Below are 5,154 nucleotides of genomic sequence, written 5' to 3'. Positions count from 1 at the left end.
ACGCGCCTCACGCGCCTCCCGATTGAAGTCCATCATCGACTTGAACTGCTTGATCGACTCGAGCGCGCCAGCGACTGGCAGGCGCTGGACGTGAACGTCCATCCCCAGGCGATGTGCGACTACCGGGTCAGCCGCCTCGCCCTCGAGTGCCTCCCTCGCCACCTCGTCGGCCTCGCGCTCGAGTTCGGGGTCCGGATCGATGACCAGCGAACTTCCCTCCTGGGGGAGCATGCTGATGGCACCGCCAGTTTGCTGTCGCACGTGAGCTAACTCGTGCGCCAGGAGGTATTTTCCTTCCGCTCTCTCCGGGTCGTACTCGCCGCGGTTGAACACCACGTGGTTCCCGGTGGTGAAGGCGCGTGCCTCGAGCGCACTCGCGGCTTTCGCGGCCTCTGGCCCAGTGTGTAACTGCACATCACTGAAGGAGTCGCCCATTCGCTGTTCCATCTCTTCGCGGACGGAACCCTCGAGTGCCTTCCTCGCCACCTCGTCGGCCTCGCGCTCGGGTGTTGGAATCGGCGTCGAAGGCGGGCGGTGGCCAGTTGCTGTTCGGAGCTGACTCACTTGATAAACGCCCCGTGGTCGCCATCGCGCTTGTGCAACTGCGGGTAGAGGTCGTAGTGGTCGTACCGACGCGCGTAGATGAACTTCCCGAAGCCGACCACTTTGTAGGGGTCCGGCGGGACGAGTCCCATCCCGACGAAACAATCTCGGATCTGACAGCGGAGGTGGTGATCTAGGTACTCGCGGAACTCCGCGAGCGTCCCTGGTGGGGCTGGCATCAACTCGAGGCGAGCGTCGGGTTCGCGATCCAGCGGACTGTCGGCCCACTGGACTTCGTGCTCACCGCGCGCGTTGGGAAAGCCGACGTGGATACCGGAGACGGCGGCGATCTCGAGTTCGAGGTCCTCGTCGTCGGCGTGGTCGATCAGCTCCTCACCGAAGGTCTCCCAGTTCTCGCGGTCGGCGTCGGTGACCGCCCCACCGCTCTTCGGCTGGGTGCCGTCGTCGTACTCGAGGCCGTGCTCGGCGGCGAGCGCACGCGCCTGGTCGGTCAGGCCGCTCCCCTCGATGTCGACACCGAGGTAGATATCGAGTTTGTAGACGACGGCGTTCGGCGCGCGGACGCCCGCGGGGAGGGCGACCGGCCGCTCGACGTTCTCGTGGTGGCTGCGAAGCTGCTGGCGGAGCGGTCCGAAGTAGCGTTCGAACCCCTCGTCCGAGAGCGCGAGTATCGCGCGGCGAACGGCGTCGATATAGTCGGGATTGTCGACGTGCTCGAGGGTGTCGTAGCCGCGTTCTCGGTAGACGTGGAATTTGGCAAAGCGCCGGGCTTGATTGACGCGCTCGTTGTCGTCTTCGGTGCGCTCGTCGGGGTCGTCGGCGTAGCCGTCCTGATCGTGGTAGTATATTTCACCACTACCCTTCCTCAACTCAACCTTGTGCTTGAACCCGAGATTATCTGTGACATGAAGACCAATACTTCTATCATTTTGTCCAGTGATCTTAGCCTCCATGTTACGTTAGCCCCTCCGAATCACCTACGCCGGTAGATGTCCGCGCGTCCTTCAACTCGAGGTACATCTGCTGAATCTCTTCGTACATGCCCTCGAGTTGGGCGCCTTTGCCGCCGGGGCGGTTGTCGGCGAGGTAGTCGATGCCCTCTTTGGTGACGTCGCTGGCGACGCCGGAGACGGCCGCGCCGACGGCAGCACCGGCCGCGGTACCGACGACGGGGATGACCGAGCCCGCAGCGGCCCCGAGGGCGGCACCGGCCCCGGCCCCGGCGAGTGCGCCGAGGCTCCCTTTGGTCGCGGCTTTCAGCCAGTTGCCGTCGGAGGACGCGCCGGGTTTGGCTTCGGTCAGCGTCTCCATCATCTTCGCCTGGCCCGCTTTCAACTGCTCGACCTCGGCGGCGAGGACCTCCGGGTCGGCGGGAATGCTCGGGCTATCCGGCTCTTCGGTTGGCTCGTCACTTTGGCTGAACTTACCGATGATGAATCTACGTCGAGGCGCACTCAGGGGCCGCTGGACGTAGACAGTCATTTGTGGGGACTCTACGAGAAGAGGGTTCCCTCCTCACCGTCGCGCAGATGCAGTTGTGGGTAAAGGTCGTAGTGGTCGTAGCGCCGAGCGTCGTGGAACGTTCCGAACCCGATCACGCGGAACGCTTCTGGCGGTACCAGCCCCATCGTGACGAAGCGATCACGCACTTGACATCGGAGGTGATGATCGAGAAACGCTTGGAACTCCTCGAGCGTGCCGGGCTCGGCGGGCAGCAACTCGAGGCGAGCATCCGGCTGGCGCTCGAGCGGGCTGTCGGCCCACTGGACTTCGTGTTCACCGCGTGCGTTGGGAAAGCCGACGTGGATGCCGGAGACCGCCCCCACCTCGAGCGTGAGGTCCTCGGCTGTGGTATCCTCGAGTAACTCATCGCCGAGCGCAGCCCACCGTTGAACCTCGCGGCCAGTGAGTTCCGTCGCACTCGGCGACCGCTCGAGGTCGTGGGTGTCTGCGAGTTCCCGCACCCGGTCTTCGAGACCGCTCTCGGCGATGTCTACACCGAGGAACACGTCGAGTTTGTAGACGACCGCGTTCGGCGCGCGAACGCCCGCTGGGAGGGCGACCGGCCGCTCGATGTCTTCGTGGTGGCTACGAAGCTGCTGGTGGAGTGCACCGAAGTAGCGCTCGAACCCCTCGCTCGAGAGCGACGCGATGGCGCGTCGTACCGCGTCGACGTACACCGGGTTTCGTGCGTGCTCGAGGGTGTCGTAACCGCGTTCGGTGAAGACGTAGTATTTCGCGAAGCGCCGGGCTTGATTATTGAACTCGTTTTCATCGTCACTCCGCTCGTCTGGATCATCCGCGTAGGAACCACACTGATGATATACGATTTCACCATCTGACTTTTTCAACGTAAAATCGTGTTCGTTTTCGAGCGCATCGACTACTGTCAGTCCAATGTGTGCATCATCTTCCGCAGTAATTATTGCGTCCATAATCACTTTTTGTCAGCAAGCGGATCGTGTCCACCGTGGCCGTACTTTTGATCGACCAATTCGGCGTGCATCTCTGAGATGTCTGCGTACATCTCCTCGAGTCGGTCACTGTTCCCACCTGGAGCGTTGTCCATGGCCCACCCGATACCTTCTTTGGTGACGTCGCTGGCGAGACCGCTGAACGCTGCTCCAGCGATCGCACCCACTGCGGTCCCGATACCGGGTACGACGGACCCGATCGCCGCACCCGCTGCGGAGGCACCGAGACCAGCGAGTGAGCCACCGACTCCCTTCGTCGCGGCCGCCCCGACGCTCGGCTCGGAGACACCGGGCTTCGCCTCACTCAGGACCTCGAGCACCTGCGTCTGTGTCGTCTTCAACTGCTCTACCTCGGCGGCGAGGACCTCCGGGTCAGCGGGAATGCTCGGGCTATCCGGCTCTTCGGTCGGCTCCTCGGTCTTGCTGAACCGCCCTCTGAGGAACCCTCGTCGGGTTGCGCTCAGGGCGCGTTGAATCGCGACGTCCATCCCCAGGCGGTGGGCGACGATCGGATCCTCACCCTCGAGTGCCTCCCTCGCCACCTCGTCGGCCTCGCGCTCGAGTTCGGGGTCCGGATCGATGACCAGCGAACTTCCCTCCTGGGGGAGCATGCTGACTCGGCCACCAGTCTGCTGTCGTACGTGCGCGAGTTCGTGCGCGAGCAGGTACTTCCCGTCGGCGCTCTCGGGGTCGTACTCGCCACGGTTGAACACCACGTGGTTGCCGGTCGTGAACGCGCGTGCCTCGAGCGCGCTCGCCGCTTTCGCAGCATCTGGACCCGTGTGAAGCAGTACATCACTGAAGGAGTCGCCCATCCGTTGTTCCATCTCCTCGCGGACGGGGCCCTCGAGCGGTTTCCCAGGCTGTGAGATCACGCGCCGAACCACGTCGGGTGTGGCAGTCTCTCCCGCCAGGTCGCTCTCCGCCTGCGCCTCCACCGAACGCATCGCGCTCTCGGTGTCGAGGTCGACACCCGCGCTCGCACTGCGTGCTCGAGCGATGCAACCTTGTTCGGGGCAGCACACTTGGGTCATGTGGTCGAAGACGGCGGTGGTTCGTACGAGGATTCGCTTCCGCTCAGACGTCCGCCTCGAGCGTGTGATACAGTTCGTACATTNAGGCGGCCGGGACCGAGAACACGGAACGGCGCGGGTGGTTCGACACCCATACCGATGAAACAATCGCGGACCTGGCACTTCAGGTGGTGAGCCAGAAACGCCTGGCAGCGCTCGAGTGAGGAGAGTTCCACCGGCAGTAGTTCGACCCGTGCATCCGGGTCGCGCTCGAGCGGAGAGGCTCCCTCGACGACGTGTTCGTCCCAGTTGTCGTCGAGGTAGAACAGCCCGAGGTCGGAGACCGCGCCGATCTCGAGCGAGCCGCCGAAATCGATCTCGGGGTCGGCTTCGACCGCCTCGGTGAACCCCTGCCAGCTGTTCGCCGAGCGGTCGGGGACCTGCGTCAAATCGATATCGTACGCCTCGGCCAGGTCGGTGGCGCGCTCGAGGCCCGCTGCCTGTGCCCCGTCGACCGCGAGGAAGATGTCCTTGCGGTAGAGAATTTCCGAGGGGTCTTCGGCGTCCGCCGGAATCTCGACGACCGGCTCGACACTTGCATCGAACTGACTCGAGAGTTGCTGGTAGAAGTCGCCGAACAGCCGTTCGAACTCGGGGAGGGGCAGTCGCTCGAGGGCGAGGCGGACGGTGTTGAGCCGGTCGGGGTGTTCCTCCCAGGAGAGGGTGTCGTAGCCGCGCTCGCGGTAGACGTAGTATCTGGCGAAGCGGCGGGCCTGGTTGTTGTGTTCATTCTCCTCATCGGTGCGGTCAGCTGCCTTGTCGGTGTAGGCCTCGCATTGGTGGTAGACAATTTCGTTGTCTTCTTTTCGGATCGTGATCTCGTGTTTCGCACCGTTGTTATCGATGACATCTACGCCGATTCCTTCTTCTGTTTCTCCGGGTATGGTGCCTTTCATAATACTCACCTAACACCGGGCAGATCCTCACCACCGTGATCGTCTCCACCCTCGAGTCCAAGCTTCTGGGAGAGTGCGTGGTACTTTGCTTTGAGCCACTCGAGTTCGTTTTCGAACTTCTCACCGGCCCACTCGCCGGTTTTGTCG

General features: G+C 63.2%; 6 protein-coding genes. All 6 read right to left on the bottom strand.

Annotated features, from left to right (window positions below):
• The coding region (locus N0B15_RS11615; RefSeq protein WP_263019875.1) for an eCIS core domain-containing protein at nt 1-564 on the bottom strand (564 nt) is incomplete at its 3' end.
• Nucleotides 561-1,517, bottom strand: coding sequence for a DUF7958 family protein (locus N0B15_RS11610; protein WP_263019874.1), 957 nt, complete (start codon nt 1,515-1,517; stop codon nt 561-563). The genes N0B15_RS11610 and N0B15_RS11615, both read right to left, overlap by 4 nt.
• 1 nt (nt 1,518) lies before the next feature.
• Nucleotides 1,519-2,046 (bottom strand): hypothetical protein, encoded by a 528-nt coding sequence (locus N0B15_RS11605; protein WP_263019873.1) that lies wholly within the window; start codon nt 2,044-2,046, stop codon nt 1,519-1,521.
• Nucleotides 2,047-2,057: 11 nt separating this feature from the next.
• Nucleotides 2,058-2,999 carry a DUF7958 family protein gene (locus N0B15_RS11600; protein WP_464502971.1) on the bottom strand — a complete coding sequence of 314 codons (942 nt, stop codon included), beginning with the start codon at nt 2,997-2,999 and terminating at the stop codon, nt 2,058-2,060.
• A gap of 2 nt (nt 3,000-3,001) precedes the next feature.
• Nucleotides 3,002-4,072, bottom strand: coding sequence for an eCIS core domain-containing protein (locus N0B15_RS11595; protein WP_263019871.1), 1,071 nt, complete (start codon nt 4,070-4,072; stop codon nt 3,002-3,004).
• On the bottom strand, nt 4,069-5,007 hold the full coding sequence (locus N0B15_RS18410) for a DUF7958 family protein (RefSeq protein ID WP_484549517.1): 939 nt from the start codon (nt 5,005-5,007) through the stop codon (nt 4,069-4,071). The genes N0B15_RS11595 and N0B15_RS18410 overlap by 4 nt, the downstream gene beginning before the upstream one ends.
• Between the last annotated feature and the right edge of the window lie 147 nt (nt 5,008-5,154).

This window comes from Natronobiforma cellulositropha, assembly GCF_025629245.1.
GTDB lineage: Archaea > Halobacteriota > Halobacteria > Halobacteriales > Natrialbaceae > Natronobiforma > Natronobiforma cellulositropha.
This window is presented reverse-complemented; position numbering and strand designations above follow the sequence as displayed.

What these genes read in the sequence shown, in the direction of transcription:
- N0B15_RS11610 (WP_263019874.1), bottom strand. Translation starts at nt 1,517, where the DNA reads ATGGAGGCTAAGATCACTGGACAAAATGATAGAAGTATTGGTCTTCAT.
- N0B15_RS11605 (WP_263019873.1), bottom strand. Translation starts at nt 2,046, where the DNA reads ATGACTGTCTACGTCCAGCGGCCCCTGAGTGCGCCTCGACGTAGATTC.
- N0B15_RS11600 (WP_464502971.1), bottom strand. Translation starts at nt 2,999, where the DNA reads ATGGACGCAATAATTACTGCGGAAGATGATGCACACATTGGACTGACA.
- N0B15_RS11595 (WP_263019871.1), bottom strand. Translation starts at nt 4,072, where the DNA reads ATGACCCAAGTGTGCTGCCCCGAACAAGGTTGCATCGCTCGAGCACGC.